Genomic DNA, 16,482 nt, shown 5'->3' with positions numbered 1-16,482 from the left:
CTTGCTGCTGTCCGGCGTGCCTCAGCGGTCGCGCTCGCCGGTGACGATCCGTCGACGCTCGATTGCCAGGTCCGGGCGCATGGTGCCGTCGCCGCCCTGCGCGGTCAGCGCCCAGCCTCGGACAGCGACAGCCCGGTGCCCGCGTCGAACAGGTGCGCACGGTCCAGATCGACCGTGACCAGCAGCCGCTCGCCCGGCGCGCCGGTGACGGTGGGTCGTGCCTTGACCTTGAGGATCTCCGTCCCCACGAGGACGTCGACCACCGTTCGGTCACCGAGCGGCTCAAGTCCGTAGAGCTCCCCCGACAACGACGCGTCCCCACGCTGTTCGACGGACAGGTCCTCCGCGCGCAGGCCCAGCATCAGCGCGCGGCCGTCCTCCGCGGTGGTCCAGCGGGGCCGCGGCAGCGTCCAGCCTCCCGCACCCACCAGGCAATCTCCCTCGGCGCGGCAGGCGAGCAGGCTGATCGGCGGGCTCCCGACGAATCCTGCGACCCACTGGTTGGCGGGACGCTCGTACACCTCGGTGGGCGTGCCGACCTGTTGCACCTTCCCCTCCTTGAGAACCGCGACCTGGTCGGCCATGGACAGGGCCTCGACCTGGTCGTTCGTCACGTAGACGAAGGTTGCCCCGAGGCTGCGGTGGATGCGGGTCAGTTCGGTGCGCATCTCGACGCGGAGCTTGAGGTCGAGGTTCGTCAGCGGCTCGTCCATGAGAAACGCGCGCGGGCTACGGACCAGCGCCCGGGCCAGGGCGACACGCTGCATCTCACCGCCCGACAACTGCGCGGGACGACGCTGCAGCAGACGTTCGATGTGCAGCAGGCTCGACATCTGCTCGATGGCAGCGGCGATCTCACTCGACGAACGGCGCCGTGCCCGCAGTGGCGAAGCGATGTTCTCGTACACCGTGTGTCGCGGGTAGAGGGCGTAGCTCTGGAAGACCATGGCCAGGTCACGTGCGGCCGGGGCGTCGCCGGTCGCGTCCCTACCGTCCAGATGCACCGACCCGGAGTCGAGCTTCTCCAGGCCCGCGATCGCTCGTAGCGTCGTCGTCTTGCCTGCCCCGGACGGCCCGAGCACGACGAAGAACGAGCCGTCCGGCACGTCCAGCGTCACTCCGTCCAGGGCCTGGACCTTCCCGAAGGACTTGCACAGCCCCTGCGCTGCCACGGTTCCCATCAGGCCACCAGCTCTTCCGTGCTCACGTCGTAGACCGCCGGGGTCGCGCCGGTGTGCCGTAGCCCGACCCGTGCGTCAGTGGCGAAACGGACAGTCGGTGGCATCCGGACCCGTACGTCGTGCTGGCCGCCGTAATCAACCACGTAGATGATTTCGTCGCCCAGCCACTCCGCCGAGACCACGCGGGCCGGGACCGAACGTTCCGCCCCTGGTTCGGTGACTTCCAGCGCCTCCGGTCGGACGCCCGCGACCAGGGAACGGTCGCGCGGCAGGCCTGGCGGTGGCGTGAGGACCAGTCCGCCCTTACTGCGCAGCGTCCCGTCGGCCACCTCCACCTCAATGAGGTTCATCGGCGGGGAGCCGATGAACGCGGCGCAGAAGAGACTCGCCGGACGGTCGTAGACCTCCAGCGGCGTGCCGATCTGCTCGACGCGGCCCTTGTTGAGGATGGCGATCCGGTGACCGAGCGACATCGCCTCGACCTGGTCGTGGGTGACGTAGACCATCGTGGCCCCCAGCTCGCCCTGCAGGTGTTTGATCTCCGTGCGCATGTCCGCCCTCAGTTCGGCGTCCAGATTGGTGAGCGGTTCGTCCATGAGGAATGCGCGCGGTCGTCGTACCAGGGCGCGGGCGAGCGCGACGCGCTGCTGCTCCCCGCCGGACAGCTGGCGTGGGCGCCGGTCCAGGAGCGGGCCGAGCTGCATCAGTCGGGCGGCCTCGTTGACCCGCTTGTGCACCTCGGCCTTGGGCAGTCCCTCGGCCCGCAGGGGGAACGCCAGGTTGTCGCGGGTTTTCAGATGCGGGTAGAGAGCGTAGAACTGGAACACCATGGCGATGTCGCGATCGGCGGGTGGCAGGTCGTTGACAAGCGTGTTGCCGATGTGGATGTCGCCAGTCGTCTGCCTCTCCAGGCCGGCGATGGCCCGCAGCGTGGTCGTCTTGCCGCAACCCGAAGGGCCGAGCATCACGAACAGCTCGCCGTCGCCGATGGACAGGTCCACGTGATCGACCGCGACCGTCCCGTCCGGGTAGCGCTTGTGCAGCGCCGTCACCTCGATGCCCGCCATCAGCGTCGCACCGCCCCGAGCGTCACGCCGGCGACGAGGTGCTTGCGCACCAGGTAGGCGAAGACGAGCACCGGTAGGGCGAACACCACGGAGGCGGCGGCCACGAGACCCCAGTCCGTGGTGGTGCCACCGATGAGGCCGGCGATGGCGGGTGGCGCCGTCCGCACGTCGTCGCTGGAGGTGAGGAAGATCGCGAACACGAACTCGTTCCACGAGAAGATGAGTGCGAAGACCGCCGTCGCGGCGATGCCGGGCACGAGCAGGGGAAGGGTGTATCGCCAGAACGCCTGCAATCGGGTGTAACCGTCGAGCATGGCGGCATCCTCGTACTCCGCGGGCACCTCGTCGACGAACCCCTTCATCATCCAGATCGTGAACGGGACGTTGAACGCGGCGTAGATGAGGATCAGGCCGATCTTGGAGTCGATGAGTCCGACCTGGCGGTACATGAGGAAGATCGGGACCACGACCACCACGGGCGGCATGAAGCGGGTGGACAGGATGAAGAACAGTTGGTCCTTCTTGGCCCGCACGGAGAAGCGTGAGTAGGCCCAGGCCGCCGGGACGCCCAGCACGGTGGCCAGGAGCGTGGAGACTCCGGCGACCACGACGGAGTTGAGGAACGCGACCGACAGTGCCGAGCGCCCGCCGCCGGGCGCGACGAACACGTCCCTGAAGTGGTCCATGGTGACGTTGAAGCCGAAGAACTTGGCCGGGATGGCGTAGACGTCGCGGTTGTCCTTGATGGACGTCTCGATCATCCACAGCACCGGAAAGAGCATCACGACGGCCAGCACGATCAGCAGCGCGACCTCCAGCCCGGAGCGGCCCCGGCCGCCGAGGCGACGCGCGGCGGGCGTGTGATCCGGGGCAGGACCCGTGGACACGGCCTCGTCGACGGAGACGGCCATCAGCCCTCCTTGAGCTTGTTCAGGTAGCGCAGGTAGAGCTGCGTGAGGACGATGACGACGAGGACCATGAGAATCCCGTACGCCGAGGCGGTTCCGGTGTTGAAGCCCAGGAACGCGACCTTGTAGACGTGGAACGACAACGTCTCGGTGGAGACACCCGGACCACCGCTGGTGAGGATGTAGACGAGGTCGAACAGCCGGAAGGCCTCGATGCCCCGGAACATCACGGCGATGAGCAGCAGCGGCCACACCAGCGGAAGAGTGATGGTGCGGAACCGGAACCACTCGGACGCCCGGTCGATCGAGGCCGCCTCGTACAGGTACTTGGGAACCGCGGTGAGGCCCGCGAGCGCGATGAGCATGATGAACGGCGTCCACTGCCAGGTGTCGACCACGATCAGGGAGAGCAACGCCGTTCGTTGCCGGGTGAGCCACTCCACCTGCCCCAGGCCGAGCGAGCCGAGCATGCTGTTGACCACGCCGAACTGCGCGTCGAGCATGAAGCGCCAGAACAGCCCGACAACGACCGGCGACAGCATCATCGGAACCAGGAACAGAGTGGTGAGCGCTCCTCGCCCGCGCGTACGCCGTGAGATCAGGTAGGCGATGCCGAAACCGAGCACGGTCTGCAGGACGACCGCGCCGACCACGTAGATCAACGTCGTCAGGGCCCTCTGGTGGACCTGCGCCGACGCCAGGATGGCGGTGTAGTTCCCGAACCCGACGAAATTCGCGGGCCCGCCGCGGGTGGCCGAGTAGTCGGTGAAGGACAGGTACAACGCCCACAGCAGCGGGAACACCGACATGGCGAGCAGCAGCAGCAGTGCGGGGGAGATGAAGGCAACGGCGAGCCCACGGTCGCTCAGCCGGCGGGACCGACCCGGTGCAGGTGGCGTCGCGGACGCCACCTGCCCGGGGTGGTCGGTCGTCAGAGGGACGGCGTCACTCACAGTCCGCCGCCGCCTTTGCGGCCGCTGGAGTCGAGGACGCCCTGCTGCTCCTTGGCGATGTCGTCGAGCGCATCCTTCGGCTTCTTCGCGCCGTTGAGAGCCGCGTTCACGTTGGTGTTCTCGATGTTGACGAGGCGCGCGTACTCGGGCACGTTCCACATGTCCCGCATCCGCGGAACCGAGTCGGTGTACACCTGGTTGAACGGCCCGGCATTGAGGAACTCGGGCGACTGCAGGGCGTCCGTACGCGATGGCACGCCACCGGCCGCGGCCCACTTCTTCTGGATGTCAGCCCGCTCGAACCACTTCATGAAGTTCAGGGCCTCGGCCTGGTTCGCCTTCGCGGAGTAGGCCGACACGTGCATCCCCATACCGCCCAGAGGGACCAGGTTCGTCTTCTGGGTCGGCAGCGTGGCGAAGCCCAGCTTGTCGAGAATCTGCTTCCGCGTGGTGCCGAGCGTCGACTGTTTCGGGTCGAGCAGGCCGCCGCTCGCGGCGATCCAGTTGAACGCGATGCATGCCTTGCCCTGGGCGACCGCCGCGTTCGTCTCGTCGATGAACCAGTTGCCGGAGCCCTTGGCGGTCAGCGGCTTCATCTTGTTGACCAGGACGTCCATCGCCTCCTGGCCCGCGGCGTCGTTGATGACGCCGTCGATCTTGCGCGTCTTGGAGTCCCAGAGGTTGCCGCCGTAGATGCCGTTGACCGTGTTGTAGGTGACGGCTGCGGCGTCGGAGCCGTTGGCCTGGTGGAAGGCCAGCCCGCTGACGCCCGGGTTCTCCCTCTGGCACTTCTCGGCGACGGAGATCATCTGGTCCCAGGTCTGCGGCGGCTTGTCGCCGATCAGGTCCTTGCGGTAGATCATCGTCCAGGTGTCGCCGAGCAACGGCAGTCCGTACAGGCTGGCGTTCTCGTCGCGCTTGCCGGTCTCCGCCTGGGGGAACTGGCCGTAGGCCGCCAGGAGGTACGGGTTGTAGGCCGCGACGTCGATGTTCTGCTTGACGAAGTCGGTGATGTCGAGGATGTTGCCGTTCGTCACCGCCTCGCCGATGTGTTGCGAGTCGAGGATCGCGATGTCGAAGTCGGTCTTGTGCGCGGCGAACTGGGTGAACATCGCGTCGTGCCAATTCGCGTTCGGCACGGTGTTGACCTTGATGGTCGTGTTCGGCCGTTCCTTCTTGTACTCCGCGTTCGCGAAGTCCTCCAGCGCGTGGGCGGGGGGCCAGTCGAACCAGATGAAGCTGAGGGTCAGCGGGTCCTTGGTGAGCTCCGGGATGGTCGCCGGCGCCTTGGGGGCGCTCGCCTTCGCGTCGTCGTCCTTGCTGTCACCGCAGGCCGTCATGGTCGCGGCCACCAGCAGCATGGCCGCGGTCGCCAACCGCACCTTCCGACCGGGTGCGGATGTTCGTCCTGTTCGCTTCGGATGCCGCATATTCCTGCCTGCTTTCTGGTGGTGGGGACTTCTAGAGCCTCGCTATGTGCTTCGTCGAGCAGTTGCTGGGTTGTTCAGGCGTGTTGCCGGGCTGTCGCGGGGTCGACCCGCGGGCTGGCGTCACGTGATCGAAGTAGAGCGATGGCGGTGGTTCCGCGATGGCGGAGGATGAAGATCATCCGCCGCTTTTCCTATAGGATCCGGTGGGGGCGTCAGCATCCCGCAGCGTTGTGACTGATGTCAACAGGTTCCCGAAGGCGCAAGAAAGGTCCTCACGCCACGATGGACGACGAAGCGATGATCGCGCGGGGCCGTAGGGCCGGGACGGGCGGAACGGCGCCGGGAAGATCTGGCGGCCGGCTTGCCGACGAGGTGTACGACACGCTGCTCGGGCAGCTGATGTCGCTACGGATCGAGCCTGGCTCCCGCGTCACGATCGACGTCCTGGCGCGCGAGCTGGGAGTCTCGCAGACGCCGATCCGAGACGCCCTGAACCGCATGGAGGCCGAGGGCCTGGTCGTGCGCGTGCCCCATGCCGGCTACCGCATCCCGCCCCAGATCACCCGTCACCGATTCGAGGACATGCTCGAGGTCCGCCTGCTCCTCGAGCCGGCGGCGGCGCGCAGATCCGCCGAACGCGCGTCCTTGGAGCAGGTGGCCGGCCTGCGACGAATGCTTGAGGAGATGGCCGAGTTGGAGGAGGGCAGCGGGCCGTCGGCCTATGGCGCCTTCGGGCTGCGCGACGCGGCTTTTCACGATCTCGTGGCCCTGAGCGCGGAGAACCAGGTCATCCGCGAGGCGCTCGCCCGCCTGCACAGCCACGTGCACCTCTTCCGGCTGCACCACGACACCCAGGTCACGCACCTGGCGATGGCCGAGCACGAGGACGTGGTGGCCGCGATCGCCGGGCGTGACCCCGACGCCGCCGCCTACGCGATGCGTCGGCACATCCTGCGGTCCGGCGAGCGTTTCCGTCGATTGTTCGACGAGGTCAAGGACGCGGACGGAGTGGCGGTAGAGGCTTGACGGGCGGGCTGGGCCGAGGAATGCTAACTCAATCGATCGGATCGGATCGGATTGGATCCACCACCCGTCCCCCCATGCGAGGAGAAGCAGGTGCCCAGAGCGCTGCTCCTGACCGGCGACGCCGCCGAGGAACTCGACACCATGTATCCCTACTATCGAGTGCAGGAGGGCGGCTGGGAGGTCGACGTCTCGTCGCGGACGACCCGTGACGTGCAACTGGTCATCCACGAGTTCGACCCCAACTCCGATGCCTACGTGGAGAAGAACGGTCGGAAGCTGCCGGTCGACGTGCCCTGGGCCGAGGTCGACGTCGAGCGCTACGACGCCCTCATCATTCCGGGGGGACGTGCCCCCGAGTGGATCCGGGTCGACGCCGACGTCAGGCGCATCACGGAGCACTTCTTCGCGCGTAACCTCCCCATCGCTCTGGTGTGCCACGGCGCGCAGGTGCCAGCGGTGTACGGGCTGCTGAAGGGTCGAAAGACGGCGTGCTTCCCGCCCATCACCGGTGACATGGAGAACGCGGGCGCGACGGTCATCGACGCTCCCGACGTGGTGGACGGCAACCTCGTCTCCTGCCGGGGATGGCCCGACATGCCGCAGTTCGGCAGGGCGATGATGGAGCTCTTCTCGAAGTCGGTCGACTCCGCATCGGCATGAGCACACCTGGCCTGCCCCGGTGACGGCACTTCGGACCGTCCCAGTCGACGGCTCACCCGTCCACGTCCTGGAGAGCGGCACCGGGCCCGCGGTGCTGATGCTGCACGGCTCCGGACCCGGCACGACCGGGTCCGGAGCCTGGGCAGCGACCGTGCAGGCGCTGGGCACGTCCTGGCATCTGGTGGCGCCGGACCAGGCGGGGTTCGGCCGTACGCCTCTCCCGGCGGGCTCCAGGGGTGGGCTCCGGCTGTGGACCGAGCAGGCCGCAGGCCTGATGGATGCTCTCGATATTGAGCACTACGCCGTGGTGGGTCACTCCATGGGCGGCGCCGTGGCGCTGTCGTTGGCGGCCGCGCGCCCCCGGCAGGTCACCCGCGTCGTGGCGGTCTCGACGATGGGCGCCCCCGGGGCGCCGCTGTCAGCGGATCTCGACGCGGTCTGGGCCGCCCCCGCCGGTCCGCTCGGTGCACGGGACATGCTGAGCCGCCTCGTCCTCGACCAGGCGCTCGTGACCGATGCGGCAGTCGACGCCCGTGCGACTGCGATGCGAGCGGGGGCGGCCGCGTTCGCGTTGTTGTTCCCTCCACCCAGGGCGCGATGGGTCGACGACCTCACCCTGTCGGCGCAGACGCTGGCAACGGTGCGTGCGCCGGTGCTGCTCGTGCACGGCGCCGAGGACCGGGTCACCCCGCTCGGGACGGCAGCCCAGCCCCTGCTCGAACACCTGGCCGATGTCCGTCTGCACGTGTTCGGCCGCTGCGGGCACGTGCCGGCGATCGAGCACCCGGACGAGTTCCGGCAACTACTGTCGTGCTTCCTCGACCGGGGCCGAGGCCACTGACCGCTGTGGCCGGTCCGCGGACCGTGCTCACGAAGATCAGCAGGTGGCGGACGTGATCCGACGCCCTTGCCGAGGAACCGCAGCGGGGTCACCGCGTCCATCGAGCAGCTCGCCGTAGCCGGGACATTCTCGACCGCCTCATCCGGGCCGCCCCGGAGGCGAGGGCCGGGCCTGGACGACGTTCGGCCCCGACCACGGCGCCGGGCACGGAAGACGGCTCTCCGCGACGATCCGTGCCCGGCGTCGCGGTCATTCCTACCCAACCTACCGACTCCGTAGGAATTCCAGGCCCTCGCCCTTTCCTGGTTCTCGACCGATCGTCGCAGGTCAATGGCGTTGCGGGCGACTGGTCGGTAAGGAACTCGAAAGCGTTCACCGGCATAGTTCTGGTCGTTGGCGTTACCGAGCGACGAAGGGAAATCATGCGGTTCACGGTGCTGGGTCCGCTGGGAATGGAGCCGGGGCAACTGCCCAGCGCTCCGAAGCAGCGGCAACTGTTGGCCCTGCTGCTCCTGCACGCCGACACCGTCGTCACCGTCGACGACTGTGTGGACGAGTTGTGGGGTGAGCAGCCGCCCATGAGTGCACACTCGACATTACAGACGTACGTCATGAACCTCCGGAAAGTCCTGCGTACCGCCAAGGGTGGCGACCGGATCAGCACCCGGGAGCGCGGGTACGCCCTGCGCGTGCAGCCCGGTGAGCTCGATCTGGACGACTTCCACCGGATCGCGGCCACCGGCAGCGAGGCCTTTGCCGCCGGCCGGTACCCGGAAGCGGCTCGGCTGTTGCGGGCGGCGCTGGACATGTGGCACGGCCCGGCCCTGGTCGACGTCCAGGTGGGCTCGATCGTACGGGCACGGATGGAAGGGCTGCACGAAGTCCGTCTCGCCGTACACGAGGAGCGCGTGGAGGCCGATCTGCGAGTCGGTCGGCACCGGGAACTGCTCAGTGAGCTGCGCGTCCTGGTGCGCCGGTATCCGACCCACGAGAACCTCCGCGCACAGCTCGCGCTCGCGTTGTACCGCAGCGGCCGGATCACCGAGGCGCTGGCTGCCCTGCGGCAGTTCCGCAGCACGCTCGCCGAGCGGTTCGGGCTGGAGCCGTCCCGCCGGCTGCAGGGTCTGGAGCAGGCCATCCTCCGCGCCGAGCCGGCCCTGGACCTGCCCGTCGACCGTGGCGCGAGCCACCTGCTCGTCAGCTGACCACCCCACCGATCGAAGGAGAGCGCCATGACGACGACTCAGCCGACCGGCAGCACCGCGCACGCCGTCGACGCGGGAACGTACGCCGAGATCCTGCAGTTCTACGCCCGCCATTTCCAGCTGTTGGACGAGGGCCAGGCCGAACAGTGGTCCCAGCAGTTCACCGAGGACGGCGAGTTCGGGCAGAACGTCAAACCCGAGCCGCGTCGGGGCCGTACCGCGATCGCCGCGTCGATGCGGCGCGGCATCGACCGCCTGGCCGAGTCGGGGCTCACCCGGCGGCACTGGTACGGCAACGTGATCGCCGAGCCGGACGGCGACGACGCGGTGCGGACCCGCTACTACGCAACGGTCTTCGAGACACCGCCCGGCGGTGGTGCGGCCCGGGTCTACCTGAGCACCACGGCCGAGGACCTGCTGCACCGACAGGACGGCGAATGGTTCGTCCACCGCCGGCACATCGTGCATGACGGGACCTAGGGCGTGCGCCGAAGCCCCCGGCGGGCCGGACGACGACCGGCCGCGTGGGATGTTCGCCCGGATACCGGTGGTGGTATCGGTATCCGGGCGAACACCGGCCGGGCCGGATCGACGCCCGGCCTCCGCCTCGGCTCGGCCGACGACGTCGACCCCAGGCCCTAGAAGTTCAGGCCGCCGTCGACGTTCAGGACGTGACCGTTGACGTAGGAGCTGTCCGGCGAGGCCAGGAAGAGGATCGCCCGGGCGACTTCGGCACCGGTACCGGGCCGGTCGGTGGCGAGCGAGCCGCGTAGCCGGTTCCACAGCCGGTCGTTGCCGAGGATCGCTCGTCCCATGCCTTCGTCGACCACTCCGGGGGCGACAGCGTTGACGGTGATGCCGTCGACGGCCAGCTCCGCGGCGAGCACACGGGTCAGCGTCTCCAGGGCGGCCTTGGAGACGCCGTAGGCCCCGCCACCGGCGATCGGCCGACGCCCCAGCAGCGAGGACACCGTGACGATCCGGGCGTCGCCGGCGGCCCGCAGCAGCGGGACGGCGGCCCGCACGCAGTTCAGCACGCCTGTGAGATTGGTGGCCAGCACCTCGTCCCACTGCTCCGGCGGCAACGTCGCCAGGGGCCCCGGGTGGTTGATGCCCGCGTTCGCGACCAGGATGTCCAGCCCGCCGTGACGCTCCTGCACGGCGGAGAAGAGCGCGTCGACCGAGGCCCGGTCGGTGACGTCGACCGGGAACTGGCCGACGGTGTCCGACGCGCCACGTGCCGCCGACACCACTGTGGCGCCGGCGTCGGCGAGCACTCGGGCGACGACCTGCCCCAGACCGGCGGTGCCGCCGGTCACGACCGCGACCTTGCCTTTGAGGACCATGAGAACTCCTTCGTTGTCGGCGTCCGGACCAGGAGTCCGGCCGTACTGGAGCCGGCCTTGAGCGCCGGCCGGGACGCTTCCCGCGTGCCGTCAAACCGATGTGCTGAGCGGGCCGCCGTGGAGCAGGACCATCTCGTCGGTGACCGGCCGGGACGGCAGATACGCGCCGGCCGGCTCGCCGCGTTCCTCGGCGTACGCCCGATGCAGGTTGGCCACCAGCCGTTCCGGTTCCGGCAGGCTCCGGAAGGGGTTGTCGGCCGCCCGGCGAGCGGCCTCCAGCGGGGGGATCCCCGCCCCGACACCGCGGGCCGCCTCCCGGCGCAGCCACCGCAGGTACGCCTCGGTGGCGTCGAGCACCTCCGGCCCCGCGACCTCGCCGTGCCCGGACACCACCACCTGCGGGCGCAGGGCCCGCAGCGACGCCAGCGCGCGCAGCGATCCGGTGACCGAACCCATCAGCACGAACGGCGTACGCCCGGAGAACGCCACGTCACCGGCGAACAGCACGCGTGGCTGCGGCAGCCAGACCACCACGTCGTTTGTCGTGTGGGCCGGCCCGACGTGCAACAGCTCGACACGTGTGCCGCCGGGGTCCAGAGTCAGCCGGTCCCGCAGCGTGCGCGTCGGCAGCCTCAGGTCGATGCCGGAGAAGTCGGCCTGCGGCCACAGGTCGCGCATCGCCAGCCCCGTCCGGGCCATCTCGGAACGGGCGGTCTCGTGAGCCACGATCTCGGCCTCGGGGGGAAAGACGCAGTTGCCGAAGACGTGGTCGCCGTGGTGATGGGTGTTCACCACGATGTGCGGGCGACCCGGCGCCAGCCGGTGCACGCACGCCAGCAGCGCCTGCGCTCGGGCCCGGGTGGCGGCGGTGTCCACCACCACGACCCGCTCGGTGCCGACGATGATGCCGGCGTTGCCGACGCACCAGCCGCCCGGCGGCTGGATGTAGGCGAACACCGCGGGGGCCAACGGCAGGAGCCGGCCGAACGGTGTGGTGGTCATGTCTCCTCCGGTGCTACGGCGTGGGTCCGGACCCCAGTGGGCCCGAACGCGCTCGGCTCCGGCTGGAGGCGGCGTCTCGATCGGAAGGTGTGCTGATGTACCTCGACGTGCTCGGTGGACTGCGAATCGGCCCGGCCGGTGGTGACGCGGGCCCGACCGCGCCCAAGCAGCGGCAACTACTCGGTCTGCTCGCGTTGCGGGCGAACGCGACAGTGCCGGTGACGACATGCGTGCGGGAGTTGTGGGACGACCACCCGCCACGCAGCGCCGCCACCACACTGCAGACGTACGTCATGCATCTGCGCCGGGTGCTGACCCGGGCGGAGGCGCCGGCGCGGCTGCTGACCGGTGAGCGTGGCTATCTGCTGCGGATCGACCCGGAGCAGACCGATCTGGGGGTGGTCCGCGAGTGGGCTCGCCGGGGCGACCAACGCGCCGCGGCCGGGCGACCGGCGCACGCCGCACGGGACTGGCAGCGGGCGTTGACGCTGTGGCGGGGCCCGGTCCTCGCCGACGTACGCATCGGTCCGGTCGCCCAGGAGATCATCGGGCACCTCGACCAGTGGCGACTCCTGCTGATCGACCGCTACCTGGAAGCGGAGCTGCGGTGTGGCCGGCACCGGCAGGTGGTGGCAGCGGCGACGACGCTCGCCGGGCGGCATCCGCTGCGCGAGCCGATTCACGCCAGCCTGATGGCCGCGCTGTACCGCAGTGGTCGGCAGGCGGATGCCGTCCTGGTCTACCAGCGGCTGTGCGCCGCGCTGAGTCGTGAACTCGGGGTCGAGCCCTCGGCGGCGGTGCAGCGGTTGCACCGTGCCGTGCGAACCAATGCGGCCTGGCTCGAACCGCCCGCCGGCCCACCCGCGGAGCAGCCGGTCCCCACGATCCGCCGCCCCACTCTCGTCCCCGCGCCGTCGTCCGGCGCGTCCTGATCGGAGGCCCCCGTGCCCGTACCCGTCCAACGCGACCCCGACCTGACCCGGGCCCGGCTGGCCGGCTGGCTCCGCGGCCGGCGTGGCTTCCGTGACGTCGCAGTGGGGCCGTTGACCGTCCCGAGGACCGCCGGATTCTCCGCCGAGATCCTGCTCTGCGACGCCAGGTGGGTGGAGGACGGACGACAACGGGTCGCGCCGCTCGCCGTCCGGGTCGCGCCGGTCGGGCACCGGATCTTCCCCGATCTGCGCTGGCCGGAACAGGTCGGCGTGCAGATGGCGCTGGCCCGGACCGACGTCCCGGTCGCGCCGGTGCTCGGGTTCGAGTCCGATCCGGGCATACTCGGTGCGCCGTTCGTCGTGATGAGCCGGGTCGCCGGTGAGGTGCCCGCCGATCTGCCGTCGTACCACCGGGAGGGCTGGCTGGCCGCGGCCTCGCCGCAGCGGCGACGGGCGGCGTGGTTCGCCGCCCTGTCCGCGATGGGCCGGTTGCACCGGCTCGACCCGGCGGACCTGGGGGCGACAGCCGCGCCCTCCGGCGACCTGGCGTTCTACGCCGGGCATCTGGAGTACTTCGGCGCCGCGGCCAACGACGCCGCCCGGAGCGCGCTGGCCTGGCTGCAGGCCCACCAGCCACCGGCGCCGCAGACACCCAGCCCGCTGTGGGGAGATGCCCGGCTCGGCAACATCGTGTTCGCCGGCGACCGCCCGGCCGCCCTGCTGGACTGGGAGATGACCGACGTCGGTCGCCCGGAGAGCGACCTTGCCTGGTTCCTGCACATGGACCGGTTCCTCAGCGACGGCATCGGCGCTCCCCGGCTGCCCGGCCTGCCGACCCGCGCCGAGACCGAGGAGTTCTACGCCCGGCTCCTCGGCCGGCCCCTGGCCCATCTGGCCTACTACGAGGTCGACGCCGCCTTCCGCTTCTGTGTCATCACCGCCCGGGTCGTACGGCTGCTGGAGGAGACCGGCGTCCTGCCGCCGGGATCGGACTTTCCGCTGCACCGCAACGCGACAGGGCTGTTGCGCCGCCGGCTCGCCGAGAGCGGTGTCGATCTCTCCAGTACGGGTGTAGCGGGCCTCTAGGGAACCCCGCCATGGTCGGCACCGTACGGGGCCAGCAGCGGTCCGCCCGAATCCGAGGGAGCTGGAATGAAGTTCGGCATCAACCTCTTCCCGACCGTCGGTCCGCAGGACAAGCCCGCCGCCCAGTACTTCGAGGAGAGCCTGCGCCTGGCGGAACTGGCCGACGAGTTGGGCTTCCACCACGTCAAGACGGTCGAGCACTACTTCTCCCCGTACGGTGGGTACAGCCCCGACCCGGTCACGTTCCTGGCGGCCGCGGCAGCCAGGACCAGGCGGATTCGTCTGGTCACCGGCGCGGTGCTGCCCGCGTTCACCCATCCGGTGAAACTCGCCGGGAAGCTCGCGATGCTCGACGGCATCTCCGGTGGCCGGCTCGACGTCGGGTTCGGGCGGGCGTTCCTGCCGGACGAGTTCCAGGCCTTCGGCGTACCGCTTGATGAGAGCCGGGCCCGTTTCGACGAGGGCGTGGAAGCGTGCAAGCTGCTCTGGTCCACCGAGCAGGCGGTGTGGAACGGCCGGTTCCACCAGTTCGGTCCGGTCACCCTGTTGCCGCGGCCGGTCCAGCACCCGCATCCGCGGATCCTGGTGGCCACGGCCAAGTCGCCGGAATCGGCGGAGGCGGCGGGCCGCAACGGGTACGGCGTCATGCTCGTTCCCTCGATCAACTCCCGGGAGCAGGTGCAGGACGTCCTCGCCCTGTACCGCAAGGCCGCGGCGGCCGGCGGCTTCACGCCGACCGACGAGGACGTGCACATGAGCTACAACGCGTTCCTGGCCGACGACGCCGACGAGGCACAGCGGCTCGGCCGCCAGTACGCCGACCAGTCCCACGGTGCGCTCGCCGCCGCCGTGTCGTCCTGGGCGCACACCCGAAGCAGCGACTATCCCGGCTACGAGAAGATCGTCGAACGGGTCGGCAAGGGCAACTTCGACAGGCAGGTGGCTGACCGCAAGGCCCTGGTCGGCTCGCCCGAGCAGGTCGTCGCCGCGGTGGAGACCATCCGCGACTGGTTCGGTGAGGTGACCCTGAGCCTGCAGGTGGTCTCCGGCAACGTCCCGTACGAGCGGGCAGCCAGATCGCTGCGCCTGTTCGCCGAGCACGTGCTGCCCAGGTTCTGACGGAAACGCGCCGTGTCCACCCCGACGGCCCTCAGGGTCGACAGTTACGCCGACGCCCGGCCCGCGCGACGTCCCCTGCGCTGGGTCGCGGGCGTGGCCGGGCTGGTGGTGCTCCTGCTCACGCTGGTGAGCATGGCGGGCAACCCGGCCTTCGAGTGGGATGTCGTAGGGCAGTACCTCACCGCCGACGTCGTCCTCGACGGCCTGCGGGTCACTCTGTTGCTGACCGCCATCGCCCTGATCGGGGGGTTCGCCCTCGGAACGGTGCTGGCTGTCATGCGGCTGTCCGGCAGCCGCCTGCTGCAGGCGATCAGCTGGGGTTACACGTGGCTGTTCCGGTCCGTGCCGATCCTGGTCCAGCTGCTGTTCTGGTACAACATCTCGCTTGTCTATCCACGGCTGACGGTCGGGGTGCCCTTCGGCCCGACGATCCTGGACCTGCCCACCCGCGGTCTGATCAACGGGTTCGCGGCGGCGGTCATCGGCCTGACCCTGCACGAGGCCGCACACGCCGCCGAGATCGTCCGGGCCGGGCTGCTGTCGGTCGAGAGGTCGCAGACCGAAGCGGCGCAGGCCCTCGGCCTCTCCCGCCCGCGCACCCTGTGGCGCATCGTGCTGCCACAGGCGATGCGGGCCATCGTTCCGCCGGCCGCCAACCAGGCCGCGGCCTTGCTGAAGGGAACCTCGGTGGTCAGCGTCATCGCCGGACAGGACCTGCTCTTCTCCGTCCAGCTCATCTACAACCGCAACTACCTCGTGATTCCGCTGCTGCTCGTGGCGACCCTCTGGTACCTGTTCTTCACCACCCTCCTCAGCGTGGTCCAGTACCTCCTGGAGCGGTTCTTCGGGCGGGGCAGCGGCCGGGCCGGGTCGGCGGGACCACGCCTGTCGCTTCTCGCCGGGGAGGACCGGTGAGCACCGCCGCCGACGAACTGGCCGTGGCGACCGGCGAACCGCGCACCATGGTCCGGCTCATCCAGATCAGCAAGGCGTTCGGCGACGTGGCCGTCCTCGACCGCGTGGACCTGACCGTTCCGGCCGGAACTGTCACCTGTGTGGTCGGACCGTCCGGCTCCGGCAAGAGCACCCTGCTGCGCTGCGTCAACCGCCTCGAACGGCCCGACTCCGGAGCCGTCCTGATCGACGGGCAGCCGGTCGGGCTGATCCGGCGCGGCAACCGGGTGATCGAGGCCCCACCGCGTCTGCTCGCCCGGCACCGGACAGCCGTGGGGATGGTGTTCCAGGCGCTGAACCTCTTTCCGCACCTGACGGTCCTGGAGAACATCGTCGAAGCTCCGGTCGCGGTGCAGAGGGCGAGCCGCGCCGATGCCCGCGCCCGGGCCCGGGAACTCCTGCAACGGGTCGGTCTGGCCCACAAGGAGCGGTCCTATCCCCGGGAGTTGTCCGGCGGCGAACAACAGCGCGTCGCGATCGCCAGGGCGCTCGCTCTGCGTCCGAAGGTGATGCTCTTCGACGAGCCGACGAGCGCGCTCGACCCGGAACTGGTCGGCGAGGTGCTGTCGGTCGTGCGCGACCTCGCCGCCGGCGGCATGACGATGCTCATCGTCACGCACGAGCTGCGCTTCGCCGCCGAGGTCGCCGACGAGATCGTCTTCATCGACCGTGGCCGGATCGTCGAACAGGGACCGCCCGCCACGATGCTCGGCAGTCCGCGGGAGGAGCGGACCGCCCGATTCTTCGCCACCATCCAGCAACGTTGAAGGAG

At 69.7% G+C, this 16,482-nt stretch carries 17 protein-coding genes; 10 read left to right on the top strand and 7 right to left on the bottom strand.

Translation table 11 applies throughout. The features are described 5' to 3' along the window. Nucleotides 1-104: 104 nt before the first annotated feature. The 5 genes from MILUP08_RS23025 to MILUP08_RS23005 are packed head-to-tail and all read right to left on the bottom strand — an operon-like array spanning nt 105 to nt 5,491. Complete coding sequence (locus MILUP08_RS23025) at nt 105-1,181, bottom strand: ABC transporter ATP-binding protein (RefSeq protein WP_007462177.1); 1,077 nt, start codon at nt 1,179-1,181, stop codon at nt 105-107. Then, nucleotides 1,181-2,248 carry an ABC transporter ATP-binding protein gene (locus MILUP08_RS23020; RefSeq protein ID WP_007462176.1) on the bottom strand — a complete coding sequence of 356 codons (1,068 nt, stop codon included), beginning with the start codon at nt 2,246-2,248 and terminating at the stop codon, nt 1,181-1,183. The genes MILUP08_RS23025 and MILUP08_RS23020 overlap by 1 nt, the downstream gene beginning before the upstream one ends. Beyond that, on the bottom strand, nt 2,248-3,159 hold the full coding sequence (locus MILUP08_RS23015; protein WP_007462174.1) for a carbohydrate ABC transporter permease: 912 nt from the start codon (nt 3,157-3,159) through the stop codon (nt 2,248-2,250). The genes MILUP08_RS23020 and MILUP08_RS23015 overlap by 1 nt, the downstream gene beginning before the upstream one ends. Beyond that, nucleotides 3,159-4,109 carry a carbohydrate ABC transporter permease gene (locus MILUP08_RS23010; protein ID WP_007462172.1) on the bottom strand — a complete coding sequence of 317 codons (951 nt, stop codon included), beginning with the start codon at nt 4,107-4,109 and terminating at the stop codon, nt 3,159-3,161. Before MILUP08_RS23010 ends, MILUP08_RS23015 begins: the two co-directional genes overlap by 1 nt. After that, nucleotides 4,106-5,491: an extracellular solute-binding protein gene (locus MILUP08_RS23005; protein ID WP_237747175.1), complete on the bottom strand. Its 1,386-nt coding sequence runs from the start codon at nt 5,489-5,491 to the stop codon at nt 4,106-4,108. Before MILUP08_RS23005 ends, MILUP08_RS23010 begins: the two co-directional genes overlap by 4 nt. Before the next feature lie 330 nt (nt 5,492-5,821). On the opposite strand from MILUP08_RS23005, the gene MILUP08_RS23000 reads away from it, so the two are divergent. From MILUP08_RS23000 to MILUP08_RS22980, 5 genes are all read left to right on the top strand, one after another. Further along, nucleotides 5,822-6,565: a GntR family transcriptional regulator gene (locus MILUP08_RS23000; protein WP_051065789.1), complete on the top strand. Its 744-nt coding sequence runs from the start codon at nt 5,822-5,824 to the stop codon at nt 6,563-6,565. A gap of 90 nt (nt 6,566-6,655) precedes the next feature. Continuing rightward, the gene (locus MILUP08_RS22995; protein WP_007462165.1) at nt 6,656-7,225 is read left to right on the top strand and encodes a DJ-1/PfpI family protein; all 570 of its coding nucleotides are present in this window, start codon (nt 6,656-6,658) and stop codon (nt 7,223-7,225) included. Nucleotides 7,226-7,244: 19 nt separating this feature from the next. Further along, on the top strand, nt 7,245-8,066 hold the full coding sequence (locus MILUP08_RS22990; protein WP_007462163.1) for an alpha/beta fold hydrolase: 822 nt from the start codon (nt 7,245-7,247) through the stop codon (nt 8,064-8,066). A 422-nt stretch (nt 8,067-8,488) separates the two neighbouring features. Next, nucleotides 8,489-9,271, top strand: a complete 783-nt coding sequence (locus tag MILUP08_RS22985) for an AfsR/SARP family transcriptional regulator (RefSeq protein WP_007462161.1) — start codon at nt 8,489-8,491, stop codon at nt 9,269-9,271. Nucleotides 9,272-9,298: 27 nt separating this feature from the next. Continuing rightward, nucleotides 9,299-9,751, top strand: coding sequence for a nuclear transport factor 2 family protein (locus MILUP08_RS22980; protein ID WP_007462160.1), 453 nt, complete (start codon nt 9,299-9,301; stop codon nt 9,749-9,751). A 158-nt stretch (nt 9,752-9,909) separates the two neighbouring features. On the opposite strand, the gene MILUP08_RS22975 is transcribed toward MILUP08_RS22980, so the two are convergent. Next, complete coding sequence (locus tag MILUP08_RS22975) at nt 9,910-10,617, bottom strand: SDR family NAD(P)-dependent oxidoreductase (protein ID WP_007462158.1); 708 nt, start codon at nt 10,615-10,617, stop codon at nt 9,910-9,912. A 90-nt stretch (nt 10,618-10,707) separates the two neighbouring features. Beyond that, the gene (locus MILUP08_RS22970; RefSeq protein WP_007462157.1) at nt 10,708-11,619 is read right to left on the bottom strand and encodes an MBL fold metallo-hydrolase; all 912 of its coding nucleotides are present in this window, start codon (nt 11,617-11,619) and stop codon (nt 10,708-10,710) included. 95 nt (nt 11,620-11,714) lie between these two features. On the opposite strand from MILUP08_RS22970, the gene MILUP08_RS22965 reads away from it, so the two are divergent. From MILUP08_RS22965 to MILUP08_RS22945, 5 genes are all read left to right on the top strand, one after another. Beyond that, nucleotides 11,715-12,551: an AfsR/SARP family transcriptional regulator gene (locus MILUP08_RS22965; protein WP_007462155.1), complete on the top strand. Its 837-nt coding sequence runs from the start codon at nt 11,715-11,717 to the stop codon at nt 12,549-12,551. 12 nt (nt 12,552-12,563) lie between these two features. Then, on the top strand, nt 12,564-13,637 hold the full coding sequence (locus tag MILUP08_RS22960) for a phosphotransferase family protein (protein WP_007462154.1): 1,074 nt from the start codon (nt 12,564-12,566) through the stop codon (nt 13,635-13,637). 66 nt (nt 13,638-13,703) lie between these two features. After that, nucleotides 13,704-14,756, top strand: coding sequence for an LLM class flavin-dependent oxidoreductase (locus tag MILUP08_RS22955; protein ID WP_007462152.1), 1,053 nt, complete (start codon nt 13,704-13,706; stop codon nt 14,754-14,756). Between the two features lie 12 nt (nt 14,757-14,768). Then, nucleotides 14,769-15,671 (top strand): amino acid ABC transporter permease, encoded by a 903-nt coding sequence (locus tag MILUP08_RS22950; RefSeq protein ID WP_007462149.1) that lies wholly within the window; start codon nt 14,769-14,771, stop codon nt 15,669-15,671. Next, a complete protein-coding gene (locus MILUP08_RS22945; RefSeq protein ID WP_007462147.1) occupies nt 15,668-16,477 on the top strand; it encodes an amino acid ABC transporter ATP-binding protein in 810 nt (269 codons plus the stop codon). The genes MILUP08_RS22950 and MILUP08_RS22945 overlap by 4 nt, the downstream gene beginning before the upstream one ends. Nucleotides 16,478-16,482: the final 5 nt, after the last annotated feature.

This window comes from Micromonospora lupini str. Lupac 08 (assembly GCF_000297395.2).
GTDB lineage: Bacteria > Actinomycetota > Actinomycetes > Mycobacteriales > Micromonosporaceae > Micromonospora > Micromonospora lupini.
This window is presented reverse-complemented; position numbering and strand designations above follow the sequence as displayed.

Excerpts from the sequence above, each read along its gene's own strand:
- MILUP08_RS23025 (WP_007462177.1), bottom strand. The coding sequence starts at position 1,181 with ATGGGAACCGTGGCAGCGCAGGGGCTGTGCAAGTCCTTCGGGAAGGTC.
- MILUP08_RS23020 (WP_007462176.1), bottom strand. The coding sequence starts at position 2,248 with ATGGCGGGCATCGAGGTGACGGCGCTGCACAAGCGCTACCCGGACGGG.
- MILUP08_RS23015 (WP_007462174.1), bottom strand. The coding sequence starts at position 3,159 with ATGGCCGTCTCCGTCGACGAGGCCGTGTCCACGGGTCCTGCCCCGGAT.
- MILUP08_RS23000 (WP_051065789.1), top strand. The coding sequence starts at position 5,822 with ATGGACGACGAAGCGATGATCGCGCGGGGCCGTAGGGCCGGGACGGGC.
- MILUP08_RS22985 (WP_007462161.1), top strand. The coding sequence starts at position 8,489 with ATGCGGTTCACGGTGCTGGGTCCGCTGGGAATGGAGCCGGGGCAACTG.
- MILUP08_RS22980 (WP_007462160.1), top strand. The coding sequence starts at position 9,299 with ATGACGACGACTCAGCCGACCGGCAGCACCGCGCACGCCGTCGACGCG.
- MILUP08_RS22975 (WP_007462158.1), bottom strand. The coding sequence starts at position 10,617 with ATGGTCCTCAAAGGCAAGGTCGCGGTCGTGACCGGCGGCACCGCCGGT.
- MILUP08_RS22970 (WP_007462157.1), bottom strand. The coding sequence starts at position 11,619 with ATGACCACCACACCGTTCGGCCGGCTCCTGCCGTTGGCCCCCGCGGTG.
- MILUP08_RS22965 (WP_007462155.1), top strand. The coding sequence starts at position 11,715 with ATGTACCTCGACGTGCTCGGTGGACTGCGAATCGGCCCGGCCGGTGGT.
- MILUP08_RS22955 (WP_007462152.1), top strand. The coding sequence starts at position 13,704 with ATGAAGTTCGGCATCAACCTCTTCCCGACCGTCGGTCCGCAGGACAAG.